The sequence below is a fragment of the Flavobacteriales bacterium genome, from assembly GCA_016716605.1.
Taxonomy (GTDB): Bacteria; Bacteroidota; Bacteroidia; order Flavobacteriales_F; family PHOS-HE28; genus PHOS-HE28.
Map to the genome: position 1 here is coordinate 384,117 of JADJWA010000001.1, position 18,463 is coordinate 402,579.

At 62.4% G+C, this 18,463-nt stretch carries 15 protein-coding genes; 12 read left to right on the plus strand and 3 right to left on the minus strand.

Annotation, left to right across the window (positions count from 1 at the left end; all coding sequences use genetic code 11):
- The first annotated feature begins 160 nt into the window (after nt 1–160).
- From IPM12_01555 to IPM12_01605, 11 genes are all read left to right on the plus strand, one after another.
- A complete protein-coding gene (locus IPM12_01555; protein ID MBK9146485.1) occupies nt 161–418 on the plus strand; it encodes a hypothetical protein in 258 nt (85 codons plus the stop codon).
- The gene (locus IPM12_01560) at nt 415–567 is read left to right on the plus strand and encodes a hypothetical protein (protein ID MBK9146486.1); all 153 of its coding nucleotides are present in this window, start codon (nt 415–417) and stop codon (nt 565–567) included. Before IPM12_01555 ends, IPM12_01560 begins: the two co-directional genes overlap by 4 nt.
- A gap of 231 nt (nt 568–798) precedes the next feature.
- Nucleotides 799–1,710: an aldehyde dehydrogenase family protein gene (locus IPM12_01565; protein MBK9146487.1), complete on the plus strand. Its 912-nt coding sequence runs from the start codon at nt 799–801 to the stop codon at nt 1,708–1,710.
- A gap of 170 nt (nt 1,711–1,880) precedes the next feature.
- Nucleotides 1,881–2,621 (plus strand): Fe-S cluster assembly ATPase SufC, encoded by a 741-nt coding sequence (sufC, locus tag IPM12_01570; GenBank protein MBK9146488.1) that lies wholly within the window; start codon nt 1,881–1,883, stop codon nt 2,619–2,621.
- 35 nt (nt 2,622–2,656) lie between these two features.
- Nucleotides 2,657–3,922 (plus strand): Fe-S cluster assembly protein SufD, encoded by a 1,266-nt coding sequence (gene sufD / locus IPM12_01575; protein ID MBK9146489.1) that lies wholly within the window; start codon nt 2,657–2,659, stop codon nt 3,920–3,922.
- On the plus strand, nt 3,919–5,160 hold the full coding sequence (locus tag IPM12_01580) for a cysteine desulfurase (protein MBK9146490.1): 1,242 nt from the start codon (nt 3,919–3,921) through the stop codon (nt 5,158–5,160). The genes sufD and IPM12_01580 overlap by 4 nt, the downstream gene beginning before the upstream one ends.
- Before the next feature lie 482 nt (nt 5,161–5,642).
- Nucleotides 5,643–6,074, plus strand: coding sequence for a SufE family protein (locus tag IPM12_01585; GenBank protein MBK9146491.1), 432 nt, complete (start codon nt 5,643–5,645; stop codon nt 6,072–6,074).
- A gap of 136 nt (nt 6,075–6,210) precedes the next feature.
- Complete coding sequence (locus tag IPM12_01590; GenBank protein MBK9146492.1) at nt 6,211–6,531, plus strand: SUF system Fe-S cluster assembly protein; 321 nt, start codon at nt 6,211–6,213, stop codon at nt 6,529–6,531.
- A gap of 37 nt (nt 6,532–6,568) precedes the next feature.
- Entirely contained in the window at nt 6,569–7,087 is a 519-nt protein-coding gene (locus IPM12_01595; GenBank protein ID MBK9146493.1) for a DUF2480 family protein, read from the plus strand.
- Between the two features lie 60 nt (nt 7,088–7,147).
- On the plus strand, nt 7,148–9,223 hold the full coding sequence (locus IPM12_01600) for a hypothetical protein (GenBank protein MBK9146494.1): 2,076 nt from the start codon (nt 7,148–7,150) through the stop codon (nt 9,221–9,223).
- Nucleotides 9,220–10,938 (plus strand): hypothetical protein, encoded by a 1,719-nt coding sequence (locus tag IPM12_01605; protein ID MBK9146495.1) that lies wholly within the window; start codon nt 9,220–9,222, stop codon nt 10,936–10,938. The genes IPM12_01600 and IPM12_01605 overlap by 4 nt, the downstream gene beginning before the upstream one ends.
- Here the strand turns inward: IPM12_01605 and IPM12_01610 are convergent.
- Nucleotides 10,932–12,833 carry a class II glutamine amidotransferase gene (locus IPM12_01610; GenBank protein MBK9146496.1) on the minus strand — a complete coding sequence of 634 codons (1,902 nt, stop codon included), beginning with the start codon at nt 12,831–12,833 and terminating at the stop codon, nt 10,932–10,934. The genes IPM12_01605 and IPM12_01610 overlap by 7 nt on opposite strands.
- Before the next feature lie 137 nt (nt 12,834–12,970).
- On the opposite strand from IPM12_01610, the gene IPM12_01615 reads away from it, so the two are divergent.
- Complete coding sequence (locus IPM12_01615; GenBank protein ID MBK9146497.1) at nt 12,971–16,873, plus strand: gliding motility-associated C-terminal domain-containing protein; 3,903 nt, start codon at nt 12,971–12,973, stop codon at nt 16,871–16,873.
- On the opposite strand, the gene IPM12_01620 is transcribed toward IPM12_01615, so the two are convergent.
- Together IPM12_01620 and IPM12_01625 are read right to left on the minus strand one after the other, a co-directional pair.
- Nucleotides 16,874–17,893 carry an amidohydrolase gene (locus IPM12_01620; GenBank protein ID MBK9146498.1) on the minus strand — a complete coding sequence of 340 codons (1,020 nt, stop codon included), beginning with the start codon at nt 17,891–17,893 and terminating at the stop codon, nt 16,874–16,876.
- Nucleotides 17,894–17,903: 10 nt separating this feature from the next.
- Nucleotides 17,904–18,434, minus strand: a complete 531-nt coding sequence (locus IPM12_01625; protein MBK9146499.1) for a 3-hydroxyanthranilate 3,4-dioxygenase — start codon at nt 18,432–18,434, stop codon at nt 17,904–17,906.
- Between the last annotated feature and the right edge of the window lie 29 nt (nt 18,435–18,463).

Here is an 18,463-nt window from a genome sequence, read left to right on the forward strand (position 1 = left end):
TTCACTCTGGATCTTCAACGATCAGGGCAGCTAGCCTGCCCATGGGATAGGGTTTGGTTTGGTGGTGGAAGGCCCGGTCGGCGAGAGCTGATCGGGCCTTCAGCTTTAGAGGAACCCAGTGCATGCACTTCCCGTTACAGGGTTGCTTTCCCGTGAGACCATGACAACCCCGCGATACGAGCTGCACCTCCGCATCGACCAGATTGAGCGACTGCTCATGTTCGATTACGAGCCGGGCACGGAAGGTGCGCTGTTCGACATCCTCGATGCGAATGGTTCCATCGTGAAGTCCGGCGACGTCCACGGCCCGATGACGCGCGTTCGCATCACCGACCTCGATGGCGAGGACTATTACCTGATGGTGCTCGACGGTGAGGCTTCAACCGTGCAACCCTTCCAACTCCGCCGCGTCGCTTGACCAGCTCCACACCGATCATCCCTACCTACCGGGCGCTCACCATCGCCGGTACCGTGTTGGAGAAGGACGACCAAGGCGAAGCTATCCATGCCTGCGTATCAAACACCACCTTGCCCGCCGAAGCGGAGGTGATCTTCGAGTTGTGCTGACCCACGCCACCCCTCGTACCGGTTGCTTCTCGTCGTTGGCCGTTCTGGCCCGCTGAGCCAACTCATGCCTGTCTCGCAAAGGACAGGCGACCGCCGCGCGCTTCGTCCCTTAGCTTTGGCTTCGCCAGACCTCGCCTTCGCCCGGCTACGGCGAACCAGAACATGAGCAAGATCGTCAGCAGGCCCGCAGCGAAAGCCGATCAGAACGGCCACGCGGGAAACGGCGCTTCGATGAAGACCGCCGCATCCACTGAGGCCATCGGCGCAAAGCCGGAACGCCTCCCGGTGATGAAGACGTACAAGATCTTCATCGGAGGCAAGTTCCCGCGCACCGAGAGCGGGCGCTATTATCAACCAAAGGGCACGGACGGCAAGCCGCTCGCGAACATCTGCCGCAGTAGCCGGAAGGATGTGCGTGATGCGGTGGCGGCCGCACGCAGTGCCTTCGGTGGCTGGTCCGGACGGAGCGCCTTCAATCGCGGTCAGATCCTGTATCGCATCGGCGAAATGCTGGAGGGTCGCAGCGTGCAATTCATTCACGAGTTGATGTTGCACGGCGCCACGCAGATACAAGCCGAAGCCGAGGTGGTGGCCGCTATCGATCTCTGGATCCACTACGCCGGTTGGTGCGACAAATACCAGGCGGTCTTCAGCAGCGTTAACCCCACCAACAGCAGCCACTTCAACTTCAGCGTGCAAGAACCCACCGGCGTGGTAGGCATCATGGCGGGTGGCGGCAATGGCCTGCTGGAATTGGTGAGCCTCCTCGCCCCGGTGATCACCGGCGGCAACACCTGCGTGGTGGTGGCCAGCGAAAAGCTTCCACTACCGGCCGTGACTTTCAGCGAAGTGCTCGCCACCTGCGACCTGCCCGGCGGCGTGGTGAACCTGATGACGGGCTTCCGCAGCGAACTGTTGAAGCCGCTTGTTGCGCACATGGATGTGAACGCGGTGGTGGTTGCTGGAGCTTCGGAGGAAGAACGCGTGATGCTCGAGACAGAAGCCACGTGCAACTTGAAGCGCGTCGTGTACCCGAAGGTTGATGATGCGGGACATGCGCCTTACGCCATCCTCGACACGCAGGAGGTGAAGACCACCTGGCACCCGATTGAAAGGGGGCAGGGAGGTGGTGGGAGCTATTGACTCCTTGGGCCTTCGATTACTCCGGTTCTGCGATCCGGTGATGACCCTGCCCCTCAACATGGCATGCTTGAGCACCTTAATGAGGTCGGATCAGGCAACCCCTTCCGACTACATTTGCGAACCGCCGGACTTTAGAAGTGTTCTAAATAGCCGTGTCCGGCGCCAATCAAATGCTGAAAATCGAACAGCTCCACGCCCGCATCGAGGGCAAGGACATCCTCAAGGGCTTAAACCTGAATGTGAGAGCAGGCGAGGTCCATGCCATCATGGGTCCGAATGGCTCCGGTAAGAGCACCTTGGCCAATGTGTTAGCGGGCCGCGAAGAGTATGAAGTGACGGAGGGCTCCGTGACCTACCTCGGCGAAGACTTGCTGGAACTGGCCCCAGAGGAGCGCGCGTGGAAGGGCATCTTCCTCGCCTTCCAATATCCGGTGGAGATCCCCGGCGTGAGCAACATGAACTTCCTGCGCACGGCGATGAACGAGACGCGCAAAGCGAACGGCCTGGCGGAACTCGGTGGCAAGGACTTCCTCACGCTCGTCCGCGAACGCGCCAAGCTGGTGGAGATGGACGCCGACCTGATGAACCGCAACCTCAATGTAGGCTTCAGCGGCGGCGAGAAGAAGCGCAACGAGATCTTCCAGATGGCGATGCTGCAACCCAAGCTCGGCATCCTCGACGAGACCGACAGCGGCCTGGACATCGACGCGCTGCGCATCGTGGCCGGCGGCGTGAACAAGCTGCGGAGCACCGACAACGCCATCATCGTGGTGACGCACTACCAGCGCCTGCTGGACTACATCGTGCCCGACGTGGTACACGTGATGGCCGATGGCCGCATCATCAAAAGCGGACCGAAGGAACTGGCGCTGGAACTGGAGGCGAAGGGCTACGATTGGGTGAAGGGATAGATCTGTAAGGGCGGGAAATTGCCAGCCCCAACGAAATGACAACAACGACCGCCACCGACCCCAAGGCCAACGTTCTTGCGCTGCTCGAGGGAAGCACCTGGCCCGGCGCCGCCGAAGCACTGGCCCAGGTACACACGCTGCCCGTTCCCACCAGCAAGACCGAGGCGTGGAAGTACACCCGCGTGGGCAAGCTGTTCAACCTGCCGTGCGCCGCGCCGAAGGGCGATGCGAATGTGGCGCTGCCCGCACGCCTTCCCTTCGAGGCCACGCGCGTGGTCTTCGCGAACGGGAACTTCCGCGCGGACCTGAGCGATGATCTGAAAGGTCAAAAGGGACTGGTGATCGATAGCCTGAAGCACCACCTCTCCCACGGCCCGGTGAAGGAGCACTACGGCACGCTGGCACCCACCAGCGAGCGCCTCTTCACCGCCATGAACACCGCTGCGCCAACCGACGGCCTGATCCTGCTGGTGACCAAGGGTGTGAAGGTGGAGCGGCCGATCCACGTGCTTCATGTCACCACGTGGGAGCGCCAATTGGTGCAACCGCGTGACCTCTTCATGCTGCAAGAGGGCGCCGAGGCCGAAGTGATCATCGAGCACATCGCGATGGATACGCCCGAGGCCTTCGTCAACAGCGTGCGCGAGTTCCTGGTGGGCGAGGGCGCACGCCTCACGGTCCACAAGCTGCAGCACGAGTCCAATGGACCGGCGAACATCAGCTTCGAGGGTGTGCGCGTGGCATCCAAAGGCCACTTCAGCATCAGCACCACGACACTGGATGGCGCACTGATCCGCAACGAGGTGAAGGTGTCACTGGCCGGTCCCGAGGCGCATGCCGAACTGAACGGCGTGTACCTGCTGAACGGTACCACGCACTGCGACAACCACACCTACATCGGTCACGATGTGCCGGACTGCACCAGCGACGAACTCTACAAGGGCATTGTGGCGGGCAAGGGCACAAGCGTGTTCAACGGCAAGGTGTACGTGAAGCAGGACGCGCAGCGCACGCGGGCTTACCAGAGCAACGCCAACATCCTGCTGGGCGACGACGCCAAAGTGTACACCAAGCCCGATCTGGAGATCTACGCCGACGACGTGAAGTGCAGCCACGGGTGCACCATCGGCCGCCTGGACGAGAAGGGCCTGTTCTACCTGCGCAGCCGCGGGGTGAGCGAGGCCGAGGCGCGCAAGCTGATGGCGCACGCCTTCGTCACCGAGGTGTTGGAGCGTGTGCAGAACGAGGATTGGAAGGCGGTCTTGACTGAACTTATCGATAACAAACTCGCACAGCTGTGAGCAGCAAAGCGGCACCGGTCTCCAGCACGTTCAACGTGGAGGAGCTCCGCGCACAGTTCCCGATCCTGAAGGAGCTGGTGCACGGCAAGCCGCTGGTGTACTTCGACAATGCCGCGACCAGCCAGAAGCCGCGCCGTGTGATCAAAGCCGAGAGCGCCTACTACGCCACGATCAACGCCAACGTGCACCGCGGTGTGCACACATTGAGCACGAAGGCCACCGAGGCCCAGGAGGCCGCACGCGAAACGATCCGCAAGCACATCAACGCCAGGCATGCCCACGAGGTGATCTTCACCAGTGGCACCACGGCGAGCATGAACCTGGCGGCGTTCAGCCTTGGGCAATTGCTGCTGAAAAAGGGCGATGAGGTGCTCATCTCCGGCATGGAGCACCACGCGAACATCGTTCCCTGGCAACTGGCCTGCGAGCGGCATGGCGCGGTGCTGAAGGTGATCCCGATCACGGATAGTGGTGAGTGGGACCTGACACACGTGCCGTTCTCGGACAAGACGCGCGTTCTGGCTGTTTCGCATGTGAGCAACACGCTGGGCACGATCAACCCGATCAAGGAGCTGATCGCCGAGGCGAAGAAGCGCGGCATCGTCACCGTGGTGGATGGTGCGCAGGCGATCGCGCATCTGAACGTGGACGTGCAGGACCTCGGCTGCGACCTCTATGCGTTCAGCGGGCACAAGGCCTATGGTCCTACGGGCACGGGCGTGCTCTACGGCCGCGAGGAGCTGCTGGAGCGCATGCCCCCCTGGCAGGGCGGCGGCGAGATGATCGATGTGGTCACCTTCGAGAAGACCACCTACGCGAAGCTGCCCTTCAAGTTCGAGGCGGGCACGCCGCACATCGCTGGCATCATCGGCCTGGGCGAGGCCATCCGCTGGATGGAGGATTACGATAAACAGGCCATGGCCGCGTACGAGCACCTGCTGCTGGAGCACGCCACCAAGGAACTGCTCACCATCGACGGACTGCGCATCATCGGCACCGCGATGGAAAAGGTGGGTGTCATCAGCTTCGTGATCGACGGCGTACACCACTACGACCTCGGCACCCTGCTCGACCAGCAAGGCATCGCCGTGCGCACGGGCCACCACTGCACACAGCCGCTGATGGACCGCTTCGGCGTGAGCGGAACGACGAGGGCGAGCTTCGCGTGCTTCAATACGATCGCGGAGGTGGAGGTGATGATGGTGGCGATAAGGAATGCGATCAGAATGCTTCGATGAGCTCAGTAATGACAAAACCCGCTCACCTACTTCCAATTCTTTGTGTGTTGGTTTCAGCTTGCTCGGATACCCTTGAGCAATCTGGACCCACGAACGCCATAAGCGTTGTCCCTACGAACGACCCAGAGAAGACCATTAATTTGGAGTATTATCCTAGTGGAAAACTCAAGTCTGCGGTGTTCCTTGACACCGATTCGGCGCAGACCGTCACCACCCAATTCATAGATAGCACCGGGCATGTCGGATTTATTATGGTGAGGACGGGGTCCCAGCAAAAGCACGCGGTGGAGTATTATCCGAATGGAAGGCCAATGGGTCTGACCAACTTCGATAGCACGACAACTGGTGATGCAATCTACTATCATTCCAACGGCCAGAAGAGCGAAGAAGGTAAGTGGATCAATGGGCGGCAACTAGGCGTTTGGAAACACTATAGTGAGGACGGGACCTTAACGAGGTTGGACACACTGGATTGATGTAGAATGGTACCCCCCGCCCAAACCCAACAAGAGCTCATCGACGAGTTCGCCATGTTCACGGACTGGCAGGACCGCTACGAGCACCTGATCGAACTGGGTAAGGAGCTGCCGTTGATCGCACCGGAGAAGAAGACCGAGGAGAACATTGTCCGCGGTTGTCAATCGCGTGTGTGGCTCAACGCCGAACAGAAGAATGGCCTCGTGCATTTCACCGCCGACAGCGATGCCATGATCACGAAGGGCCTTATCGCCTTGCTCGTGCGCGTGCTGAACGACCGCACCCCGCAGGAGATCCTGGACACACCGCTCACCTTCATCGATGCCATCGGCCTACGTGAACACCTGAGCCCGAACCGCAGCAACGGCCTCAGCGCGATGATGGACCAGATGAAGCGATATGCATTGGCGTTTTCAGCTAACACGAGCCGGTCATGAGCCGTGAGCGTGGTACTCCGATCAGGGTTGGATATTGTCCTATATACGATGCCTTGTGCAACACCGCCAGGCATAAGACATCATACATAGGACAATGCATGCTTCTCAACTACGCACGCCCTCTCCCCCCTGCACCATGACCCCAGAGGAGAAAAAGCAACTGGAAGAGCGCGTGATCCTCACGCTGAAGTCGATCTATGACCCGGAGATCCCTGTGGATATTTATGAACTGGGGCTGATCTACGACGTGCTGATCAGTGACGCTGGACACGTGGATATCAAGATGACCTTGACCAGTCCGGCCTGTCCGGTGGCGGGCACCCTGCCCGGCGAGGTGGAGCAAAAGGTCGCCGGGGCGCAGGGCGTTACGGGTGCCAAGGTGGAGATCACCTTCGAACCGCCATGGGACCGCACGATGATGAGCGAAGCGGCGCAACTGGAACTTGGTTTCATGTGATGAGCGAAGCGGCGCAACTGGAACTTGGTTTCATGTGATGAGCGACGAGAGCCCCATCATTAACAAAGTCGCCTCCAGCGGGATCATCACCCTCGACCTGGAGGAGTTGTATCCGCAAGGTGAACGCATCGTCTTCGACCTGAAGCCATTGCTGTGGCAGGAGATCGCCTTGAAGGAGGATGACCTGCGCGCCTTCTGCAAAGAACACGACTGGTCGCAGTACCAAGGCAGGTTCGTCTCCGTGCATTGCTCGGCGGATGCCATCGTGCCGACCTGGGCCTTCATGCTGGTGGCCACGCACCTGCAGCCGTTCGCAGCGTTCGTTACGCAAGGCGATATCGATCAGCTGGAGCGCACCGTGTTCACCCGCTTCGTGCAGCTGTTGGATGTGGAGCCCTACCGCGGCGCCCGCGTGGTGGTGAAAGGCTGCAGCAAACTACCCGTGCCGCTCAACGCCTACGTGGAGCTGAGCGCGAAGCTGCTGCCGATGGTGAAGAGCCTGATGTTCGGCGAGCCGTGCAGCACGGTGCCGTTGTTCAAGGCGCCGAAGGGCTGAACGTACTTTCGGCGCTCCCACAGCGGGATGCAACAGATGCGCTGGCTTCTTCCTTTCTTATTGATCCTGGACAGGGGGATTGCTTCGGCGCAGCCCGACACCGTGAACGTGCCGCACAGCACCAACGGCTGGTACCTCACCGCGCACGGCACCATCCGCGTGCTCGTGATCTTCTGCGAGCTCGACTACGACAAGACCCCATCGCGCGACCCGCAGCCCAACGGCGCTGATCACTGGCCCAAGGGCAAATTGCCGCTCTGGGCCGATGAGCTCTTCGATCCGCATCCGGCCCCAGCCTACCTCGGCCGCATCACGCGCTACTACCACGACATGAGCCTGGGCCGCTACACCATGCTCGGCGACTACATCGACACGGTGTTCACCATCCGCGAGAGCGAGCACCCCACGTTGGGCAACGTGCACAGCATCGGCTCGCTCGCAGTGAAGGAGGCCAACAAGATGGTCGCGCTGCGCACGAAGCATGGCTTGGGCATCGCCGACTTCGACCGCTGGAAGCGCGGCGGCCAGCCCGGCAAGCCGAAGCGCGAAGGCCCTGACGGTCCGCACAGCTATGATCATGTGATGGTGATCACGCGCAACAGCGGACTCACGCACAACCAGGGCAGCGTGGATCCGGGCAGCCCCGGCAAGCTCTTCGGCTTCGAGAGCGATTCGCAGAGCCGCTTCGGCGGCATGTACGGCATGCCCTTCGAGATCCTGCAGCACGAGTACAACCACATGCTCTTCGGCGGCAACAACTTCCACAGCGGCGGCGGCAACGCGAACATCTTCACCCGCTATTTCCTGTGCATGCAGGGCGGCTGGAGCATGATGGGCGGATCGAACAGCGCACTGCTCACCGGCAACGCGTGGGACAGGCGGCGCCTGGGCTGGACCGCGCCCGATAGCCCCTACCCCATCGCCGCACGCGATGCGCAGGGCCAAATCGTGAACGCCGACCTTGATCCGCTCATGGGCGACACCGGCGTATTCGTCCTCCGAGATTTCATGAGCACCGGCGATGCCCTGCGCGTGAAGCTGCCGCACCTCAGCAGCACGGAATACCCGCAATTCCTCTGGCTGGAGAACCACCAGACCTCGAGGCGCAACGGGAAGCTGAGCGATGCCTTCCATTACGAGCACGTCGATCCATGCGTGAAGGGCGCCGTTCCAGGAATCTACGCCTTCGTGCAGGTGGATCGCGAGAAGATGAGCGGCACCGACATCTTCGGCGGGCAATCGGACTACTTCCGCGCGGTGCCGGCCAGCGGATTCCACGACTACCAGCTGCGCGGTGACACCATCCGCTACGAATGCCTGTGGCCCGGACCAACGGCACCGCTCGTGCAACGCAAGTCGCACAGCAACGCGCTCACCGGCGGCAGCGAACTGGAGATCGTGCTCTTCGACACCGGCCAGGACGAACTCAAGGGGATCCCGCCGCGCATCATCGTTGACAATGGCGCGTTCCAGGATGCCTCCTTCTTCTTCGGCAACGCGCGGCAGGCCTTCGTGCCGGGCATCCATCCGGGCCTTGGCCTTGGGACCAACCCGCCCTTGGCCAACATGCTCACGTGGACCAACACGCAGGGAAGACCCTTGCACAAGAGCGCAGGACCCGACAATCGCACCGTCCACCTCACCGACATCGCGATCGACCTGTTGGAGCAGCGCAGCGATGGCGGCATTGCCGTGCGCGTGGCGCGCAATCGCGTGCGTATCATCAGCGAAGCACGCTTCTGCGCCGACAGCATCGTGCTGCATCGGCCCCAGGACCGGGAGCTGCCCGCCCTGCATGCTGAGCGCGGCGCCACTATCCGCATCGACAGGAGCACCGCCCCCACGCGCGCCGACAAGCCGGAACGCACAGGCGGCAAGCGCTGGTGGAGCCATGCCACGCGCTTCACGCTGATCGATGGCGCGCGCATGCGGCTCGATGAGCGTTCCACGCTCTCCCTCGAGAACGGCAGTGTGCTTCACGTGCTCGCGGGCAGCTCGATTGATCTGCACAGGAGGGCGCGGATCAAGCTTGATTCCGATTCGCGGATCGTGCTGCACGGCGATGCACAGGTGCGCGGCACGCGCAAGCAGCTGCGCAAGCTCGATCGCACAGGCCGAGTGCATCACATGCCATGAAACCTGGCCCGTGGTCGCGTGGCGCGCTGCTCCTGGTCGCAGCAGTGTTCACGTTCGCGGCCTTTCGTTACAGGATCATCGGCACCGATGGACAGGCCTGGCACAATGCGATCAACGGCGATGGGCATGGTTACCACGGCTACCTCGTCGGCCTCGTTCAACACGCGAATCCGGCGAAGGCACCGATCAATCCCGCCTTCCTCACCCCGGCGGGCGATGGACACGTGATCCAATACACGGCGGGTGCTCCGCTGATGCAAGCGCCGTTCTTCATCGTTGCGCATGCCGTGGCTACCCTTCGCGGCACCGGAGATGACAAGTGCCTTGGCATCGAGCATCAGATCGGTGTGGTGCTCGCGGCGATCACTTGGTCGCTCATCGGCCTATGGCTGATCGCACGGATTCTCGATCGCGCCCGCATCGCGGATCGCGTCGTCGCATTCACGATGCTGCTCGTGGGCCTTGGCAGCGGCCTGATCCACTACGCGGTGATCGCGCCCGCCCTGTCGCATGCCTATGGCTTCGCAGCAGTGTGCTGGTGCCTGTTCGAGGCGCAACGTGCTTTCAGCGGCGACTCGAAGGCATGGCCGCGCTTGGGTCTGGCTTTCGCGCTGGTGGCGCTGGTGCGGCCAACGCTGGGCCTGGTGGCGCTTATGCTGCCGGTCGTCGCGTTGGCCTCTGGCGGACGAGCGTGGCCGATGATCAAGCTCAAGTCCGTGTTGATGGCCGCATTGATCGGCTCCGGCCTCTTGCTCGTGCAACCGGTTCTCTGGAAGCTGCAATGCGGCGCTTGGCTGGTGGATGGGTATGCCGGAGAAGGCTTCAACTGGAAGAGTCCGCGATTGTGGCCGGTGCTCTTCGGCGCTCGCAAGGGCCTCTTCTTCTACTGGCCCGCCCTGCTGCTCATGCTTCCCGCCCTCGCGTGGGCCTTGTACCGGAAACCGCTCATCGCTGCGCCCGTCGCCCTTGGCTTCACCGCCCTCGCGTTCGTTACCAGCGCTTGGTGGAATTGGTATTACGGACACAGCTACGGCATGCGCGCATTGCTCGATGCGCTGCCTGTGGCGGGCTTGCTCATCGCCGTTTGGCTGGATGCGGTCGCTTCAGGAATGCGGAACGCGATCATGCTGCTCGCCTCCCCGCTGATCGCCCTGCAGCTCTTCCACGCGTGGCAATACGAAGCGGGCATCCTGCATCCCTTCAACATGGACAAGGAGAAGTACGCGCTGGTCTTCCTGCGTGGTGATGAAGGAGCCCGCAATCGCTTCGGTGATGCGAACGTGGCCGAGCTCTTCGCACCGAACGGCATGGATACCCTCGCGGTGGCTGCGCTATCCGGCGATTCCATCAACCACTTGAACGGCGCATGGCCCTACACCCCGGCGCTGCGCATCAGCGGCGATCGGCTCCCTGTTGGGCGTGAGCTCTTCGCGAACATCGAATTGCACCGGAAGGCCATCGACCACCTGGCCTCCGACACCGTGTTGCTGGTGTTCACCTATGCAACGGAAGGACAGCAACGCATGCACGTGACCTTCCCGATGAACGACATCCGCCGCATGGACGATAGGCATTGGCGGCATTGGCGCTACGCCTTCAACATGCCGAAGGCTGAACCCGGCGAAGAAGTCGCCCTCTACCTGTGGCAGCCGGGCCATGGCCGCGTACTCATCCGTGACCTGCGCGTGACGGTGCGCGCCGTGCGCGATCAGTAGGCCCGCACGTTCTTGCCTTCGCGGTAGTTGATGAATGCGCGATTCACCACGCGATTGCCGCCTGGCGTGGGGTAGTCGCCGGTGAAGTACCAATCGCCCGTATGCTGCGGGCAGGCGGCATGCAGGCCCTCGATGCTCTGGTATACCAAACGCACCTCCGCGTTGATCTCCTCCGGCGTGAGCAGCTCAGCGATCTTCTCGCTGATCTGCTGCGCGGTGAACGGCTTGTAGATGTCCTGCACCACGTTCTGCTGCTCAGCCAGCGGGCGACCCACCATCGCCAGCGCGCGGTCGTACACATCGTCGATGATGTTCTCCTGCTTGGTCTCCTGCAGCAGGTTGATGGCGGCGCGGAAGGCCACGAGGTCGCCGAGCTTGGCCATGTCGATGCCGTAGCAGTCGGGGTAGCGGATCTGCGGGGCGCTGCTCACCACCACGATGCGTTTGGGGCCGAGGCGGTCGAGCATCTTGAGGATGCTCTGCTTGAGCGTGGTGCCGCGCACGATGCTGTCGTCGATCACCACGAGGCTGTCGATGCCCGGGCGCACGGTGCCGTAAGTGATGTCGTACACATGGGCCACCAGGTCGTCGCGGTCGTTGTCGTTGGTGATGAAGGTGCGGAGCTTGGCATCCTTGATCGCCACCTTCTCCAGCCGCGGGCGCAAAGCGAGAATCGCGTGCAGCGCATTGGCATCTGGTTGCGGGCCCAGTTCCAGGATGCGGCGCTCCTTCAGCGCATTCAAGCGGTCCTCCATCTCCTTTAGCATGCCGTAGCAGGCCACTTCGGCGGTGTTGGGGATGAAGCTGAACACCGTGTTCTCCAGGTCGTGGTCAACGGATTCGAGGATGGCCGGGCAAACGCTGCGGCCTAGGGCGATGCGCTCCTGATACACATCGCGATCGCTGCCCCGACTGAAGTAGATGCGCTCGAAGCTGCACGCGCGCTTCTCCATCGGCTCGCGCACCAATTGCTCGGCATAGCTGCCATCCTTCTTGATGATGAGGGCGTGGCCGGGCGTGAGCTCCTGGACCTCTTCGGTGCGCACGTTGAAGGCGGTTTGGATGGCGGGCCGCTCGCTCGCCACCACCACCACTTCATCATCGGCGTACCAGAAGGCCGGGCGGATGCCCGAGGGATCGCGCAGCACGAAGGCATCGCCATGGCCCATCATGCCGGCCAGCGCATAGCCGCCGTCGAAGTCAATGGCGCTGTTCACCAGGATCTGCCGCACATCGAGCTTCTCGGCGATCACGTGCGTGATCTGTTTCTCGGAGTAGCCGAGCTGCCTGTGGATGGCCGCGATGCGCTCGTTCTCCACGTCGAGGTAGTGACCGATCTTCTCCAGCACCGTCATGGTATCGGAGCGCTCCTTGGGGTGCTGTCCTATGGAGACGAGCAGGTCGAAGAGCTCATCGACATTGGTCATGTTGAAGTTGCCGGCCACGACCAGGTTTCGCGTCATCCAGTTGTTCAGGCGACGGCGCGGGTGGCAATTCTCCAGGCCCTGGTTCCCGAAGGTGGCATAGCGCAAGTGCCCGAGCAGCACCTCACCGGCGAAGGGCATGGTTTGCTTCAGGCGCCCGGCATCGACTGCGGCGGAGGGGTCTTCGGCAAGGGCATCTGCATAGCCCTTGTCCACCTTGGCGAAGAGCCGTTGGATGGCCTGTTTGTCAGTACTGCGCTCACGGTCAATGTAGTTGAGGCCGGGCGCGGGGTCGATCTTGATGCTAGCGATGCCGGCGCCATCCTGCCCGCGGTTGTGCTGCTTCTCCATGAGGAGATAGAGCCGCTTCAACCCATAAAGCGCCGAACCGTACTTATCCTGGTAGAAGCTGAGGGGCTTGCGGAGGCGGATGAGCGCGATGCCGCACTCGTGCTTGATGGCTTCACTCATGGGTGGCCCGCAGCGGGGCGGCCAAAGGTACCCAACCGCCACCTGGCCCGGCTCATCAGCGCAGCTTCCCGGCCAAGCAACTTCAGCGGGGCAAGGGCTGTCTTCCTCCCGTACTTTGGCGCTTAGCGTTCAGGACCTTGCGCATTCCCCTCATCATATGGCTGCTGGCCCTTTCGGGCACCGTGCTGGGCGCATTCCCCAAAGCCACCTTCACGGAGAACAAGGGCCAATGGCCGGAACAAGTGCTTTACCGCGCGCTGATCCCCGGAGGGGCCATGTTCGTGGAGCGCTCAGCCTTCACCTACGTGCTCTACAGCGACAGCCCGCTGCGGCATCACGGGCACGCGCACGACGGTCACGACCACAGCGATGAGGGCAAGGCGCATGCGTACCGGGTGCATTTCGAGGGAGGGGCGGCGCGAATGCACTATAGCTCCGGCGCGCAGCCGCAGTACGAGAATTTCTTCGTTGGCGCCGATGAGCGCGCTTGGGGCACGGGCTGCTCGGTATTCGAAGAAATTCACCTGAATGATGTTTGGTCCGGCATCGATCTGCGCATCAGCGGGAAGGATGGGATCAAGTACGACTTCATCGTGGCACCGGGAGTTGATCCCAGCGCGATCAAGCTGCGCTACGAAGGACACGATGAGCTCCGCCTAGAGCATGGCCAAGTGCTCGTGAAGCTATCAACGGGCACGGTGGCCGAAGGCGTGCCCGAGACATGGAAAGAGCAACTGACCAGCGCTGCCGGGGACTCAGGTAATTTGAATCTGACCTACGGTGCGCGTGAAGCGCACCCCTGCTTGTATCGCTTGGAAGGGGACCTGCTCACCTTCGAGGTGGAGCAACCCAAAGGCGCGCGCCTTACGATCGACCCACTGCTCACCTTCGGCAGCTATAGCGGCAGCACGGCAGACAACTTCGGCTTCACCGCCACCTACGACCACGACGGCCACCTGTATGGAGCGGGCATCGTGTTCAACACGGGCTACCCGCTCACGCTCGGCGTGCTGCAGGGCTTCTTCGCGGGTGGCAACATCGATGTGGGCATCAGCAAATGGAGCCCCGACGGGAGCACATTGGTCTGGAGCACATACCTGGGCGGCAACGGCAGCGAGAGCCCGCACAGCCTTGTCGTGAACGATCTGGACGAATTGTACGTGATGGGCGGAACTGGATCGAGCGACTTCCCCACCACCGCGGGGGCATTCGATGCGAGCTTCAACGCTGGCGGCGGCACAGTCACCTGGACCAACATCCTTGGCGGTTACGGCTTCACGCTCCCTTCCGGTGTCGATGTGTACGTGGCGCACCTCAACGCGGCGGCCACCATGCTGATCGGCAGCACCTACCTCGGCGGCAGCGGGCACGATGGGATCAACAACTCCACGGCGCTCACCCACAACTACGGCGACAACTTCCGGGGCGAGATCGCGCTCGATGCGGCCGGCAACCCCGTGGTGGCCACCAGCACACGCAGCACAGACATGCCCACCAGCCCTGGCGCCCCGCAGGGCAGCAACGGGGGCGGGCAGGATGCCTACCTCGCCCGATTCAACCCTTCGCTCACCACTCTGATGCTGGGCACCTACTTCGGCGGCGCGGGCGATGAGAACGGACTGGGCGTGCAATTCGACAGTACGGGGCGCATCTTCTTGACCGGTGGCACCACCAGCGACAACGTGCCCGTGGCCGGCACGCCCTTCGACAGCACGCCCAACGGGGGCGCCGATGGATACGTGGCCCGCTATGCTCCCGGCGGAGCGCTCCTCAGCACCACCTACCTCGGCACCTCGGCATACGACCAATGCTACTTCGTGCAACTGAACATCGCCGACGAAGTGTACGTGGTGGGCCAAACGCACGGGGCCTATCCGGTAACGCCAGGCAAGTACGCCAACACGGGAAGCTCGCAATTCATCCATAAGCTCAACAACGACCTGAGCGCCTCGCTGTGGAGCACGCGCGTCGGAAATGGCACGCTCACGCAGGACCTCAGCCCGACTGCCTTCCTGGTCAGCGATTGCGGCCAGATCTACCTCAGCGGCTGGGCGGGCAGCACCAATGGCAACGCCGGCAACAGCGGCAGCACCACCACGGGATCGGCGGTCACGGCCGATGCTTTCCAGGGCACCACCACCGGAAGCGATGTGTACCTGATGGTGCTCCAGCCCGAAGCCACGGCCCTCGCCTACGCTACATTCTTCGGAGGCGGCAGCGCGGAGCACGTCGATGGCGGCACCAGCCGATTCGATAAGAACGGCACCGTGTACCAGGCGGTGTGCGCGGGCTGCGGCTCACAAGATGACTTCCCCACCACGGCTGGGGCATGGAGCCAGGTGAATGGCAGTTCGAATTGCAACCTGGGCGTCTTCAAATTCGACCTCAGCCCGGCACAGGCGATCATCGGCATCGACGGGCCCAGCAGCATCTGCGCCGGAACCAGCGCGCAGTTCACCAACAACAGCATCGGCGGAACCGACTTCCTCTGGGACTTCGGCGATGGCAGCCCCACCAGCACCGCACAGGCGCCATCGCACACCTACAGCATTGCCGGTGACTACACCGTGACCATGGTTCTCAGCGACAACAGCGGCTGCGCGCCCGGCGACACGGCCACGCTGACCATCACCATCCTCCCCTTGCCGGTGGCGGTGGCCGAACCGGTTGCACCGATCTGCCCGGGAGGCGACGCTCAGCTCAATGCCAGCGGCGGCGATGCATACAGCTGGTCGCCGCCAACAGGGCTCAGCAGCACGGCAATCGCGGATCCCGTGGCAAGCCCTGGCGCCACCACCAGCTACACGGTTACGGTGAGCAATGCTTGCGGCGATGATGATGCACAAGTGACGGTAACCGTGATCGTGCCGGCCTACACGCTCACGCCCGACACGAACATCTGCCTTGGCGCGAGCATCGTGCTGCAGGCAACGGGCGGCGGCAGCTATGCATGGGAGCCGAATCCGGTATTGAGCGACCCCGGCATAGCGAACCCAACGGCCTCGCCCGATACCGTAACCACTTTCCACGTGACCATTACCACGCCGGATGGCTGCATCGTTTCGGATTCAGTGACCGTGGGCGTGTATTTCGCTCCGCCGCAACCGCAGCTGCAGGACACCACGATCTGCTTCGGCACCAGCGCGCAGCTGAACGCCACACCCGCCGACAGTTACACCTGGGAGCCCGCCAACGGAATCAGCGCCCTCAACGTGCAATCGCCGATCGTCTCACCCACGATTCCCACGCTCTACATCGTTCACTTGATGAACTCCTGCGGATCGCTCACGGATAGCGCCTTCGTGGACATCATCTATGTCACCGCCGATGCATGGCCCGATACCCTGGTATGCCCCGGCTACCCGGTGCCCTTGGGCGCAAGCGGTGGCATCGATTACGCGTGGAGCCCTGCGGCCGGCCTTAGCAGCGCGAGCATCGCCGATCCGATCGCCACGCCGGACGCGAGCACGCTCTACCAAGTGGTGGCCTTCGATGCCGTGGGCTGCAGCGATACGGCCTTCGCCTTCGTGGAGCTTCGTCCATGGCCCGAAGTGCAGGCAGGGCCTGATATGGTGATCGACTACGGCACAGTGGTGCAGCTCACCGCATCAGGCAATGGCGAATGGGTGTGGACGCCCGCCACGGGTCTGAGCGACCCGAGCAGCCCATCGCCATCCGTGCGTCCCGAAGAGAGCATCACATACACCGTGACGCTCACGGATAGCACGGGATGCACCAAGACCGATCAACTCACCATCATCGTCACTGGCAGCCTGTACATCCCGAACACATTCACCCCGGATGGCGACGACATCAACGATTTCTTCTTCGCACGCGGCAAGGACCTGGCAGAGATCGAATTGATGGTCTTCGATCGCTGGGGCCTGCTGATATGGAGCACCGACAAGCTCGGCGGCCGTTGGGACGGCACCTATCAGGGCACGCCATCGCCCATCGACACCTATGTCTGGAAGGTGAAGGCTAAGGAGCTCAGCGGCCGCAAGTACGATACGGTCGGCCACGTGAACCTGTTGCGCTGATCAACGCACGAATGCCGAGCGATCCATGGCGAGCCATTCGAGCGCGGCACCGCTGAGCAGAATCTCCTTCATGGCCGCATCGTAGGGCATGCCCTTGATGAGCTCGCCGGGAACGAGCTCGCCCAAGGGGAACGGATAATCTGTGCCCATGGCCACCCGGTTCGCCCCGAAGAGATCGACCACATGCTTCAGCACGGCGGGGTCATGCACCAGCGCGTCGATCCAGAAGCGGCCGAGGTAAGCGCGCGGGTTCACGTTGTTGTCCACAGCGCAGAGATCCGGACGCATGAGGAAGCCGTGCTCGATGCGGCCTAGCGTGGCGGGGAAGGATCCGCCACCGTGCGCGAAGGCCACGCGCAGCTTCGGCAGTTTCTCGAAGAGCCCGCTGAAGATCATGCTCACGATGGCGGTGGTGGTCTCCACGGGCATGCCCACGAGCCAGGGCATCCAGTACTTATCCATGCGGTCGGCACCCATCATGTCCCATGGATGCACGAACACCGCCATGCCAAGTTCCTCGCAGGCTTGGAACACCTGCCGCAGGCGCGGCTCACCGAGGTTCATGCCGTTGATGTGGGTGCCGATCTGGATGCCCGCGAGTCCGATTGCCCTGCAGCGCTCCAGTTCCTTGATCGCGAGATCCGGCTCCTGCATGGGAACGGTTCCGAGCCCGACGAACCGGGCTGGCCAACGACGGACGATACCCGCGATGTGGTCATTCAGGAACATCGAGAGGTCGAGCGTATCGTGCGGCTTGGCCCAGTAGCTGAACATCACCGGAACGGTGCTCAGCACCTGCACCTGCACGTGGTGCGCGTCGCACTCCTCGATCCGCACGCGCGGGTCCCAGCAATTGGCATGCACCTCGCGGAAGAACTTGTCGTCCATCATCATGCGCGCGCAGCCCGGCTTGTGGTGATCGAGGTGGATGAAGCCCCGATAGCCGTAGCGCGCACCGAAATCCGGGATGTCCTCCGGCAGGATGTGCGTGTGGATGTCGATGGAGAACAGTTCGGCCATGCGCGCGGACCTACACGAAGCGTGGGTCGGCCTCCATCACGTAGCCGCATTTCTTGCAGGTGCGCAGGTCCGTGCTCGCGTAGAATTCCCGGAATCGTGGCAGGAAGTCCTTCTCGATGTCGTGCAGCACGAAGCGGTACTCATGCAAGCGGTTGTTGCACTGCTCGCAGTACCACTGCAGGCCGTCGAGCATCTCGCGGTCGTCACGCTTCACCTCGATCACCAGGCCCACAGTGTTCGGCCCGCGACGCGGCTGGTGCGGGACATTGGCAGGCAGAAGGAACATCTCGCCTTGCTTGATCGGGACGGTCACCGCCTTGCCGTCCTCTTGGATGCCCACTTCGATATCGCCTTCGAGCTGGTAGAAGAGCTCCTCGGTCTCGTTGAAGTGGTAATCCTTGCGGGCATTGGGGCCCCCGACGATCATGACGATGTAATCACCGGCATCGGCGTAGAGGTTCTTGTTGCCGACTGGCGGTTTCAGCAGGTCGCGGTTGTCGGCGATCCATTGCTGAAGATTGAATGGGCGGCGGATGGGCATGGCGTGCTCGATTGCCGCGAAAGGTAGTC

Excerpts from the sequence above, each read along its gene's own strand:
- IPM12_01590 (MBK9146492.1), top strand. The coding sequence starts at position 6,211 with ATGACCCCAGAGGAGAAAAAGCAACTGGAAGAGCGCGTGATCCTCACG.
- IPM12_01565 (MBK9146487.1), top strand. The coding sequence starts at position 799 with ATGAAGACCGCCGCATCCACTGAGGCCATCGGCGCAAAGCCGGAACGC.
- sufC (MBK9146488.1), top strand. The coding sequence starts at position 1,881 with ATGCTGAAAATCGAACAGCTCCACGCCCGCATCGAGGGCAAGGACATC.
- sufD (MBK9146489.1), top strand. The coding sequence starts at position 2,657 with ATGACAACAACGACCGCCACCGACCCCAAGGCCAACGTTCTTGCGCTG.
- IPM12_01585 (MBK9146491.1), top strand. The coding sequence starts at position 5,643 with ATGGTACCCCCCGCCCAAACCCAACAAGAGCTCATCGACGAGTTCGCC.
- IPM12_01605 (MBK9146495.1), top strand. The coding sequence starts at position 9,220 with ATGAAACCTGGCCCGTGGTCGCGTGGCGCGCTGCTCCTGGTCGCAGCA.
- IPM12_01625 (MBK9146499.1), bottom strand. The coding sequence starts at position 18,434 with ATGCCCATCCGCCGCCCATTCAATCTTCAGCAATGGATCGCCGACAAC.
- IPM12_01610 (MBK9146496.1), bottom strand. The coding sequence starts at position 12,833 with ATGAGTGAAGCCATCAAGCACGAGTGCGGCATCGCGCTCATCCGCCTC.
- IPM12_01555 (MBK9146485.1), top strand. The coding sequence starts at position 161 with ATGACAACCCCGCGATACGAGCTGCACCTCCGCATCGACCAGATTGAG.
- IPM12_01595 (MBK9146493.1), top strand. The coding sequence starts at position 6,569 with ATGAGCGACGAGAGCCCCATCATTAACAAAGTCGCCTCCAGCGGGATC.
- IPM12_01620 (MBK9146498.1), bottom strand. The coding sequence starts at position 17,893 with ATGGCCGAACTGTTCTCCATCGACATCCACACGCACATCCTGCCGGAG.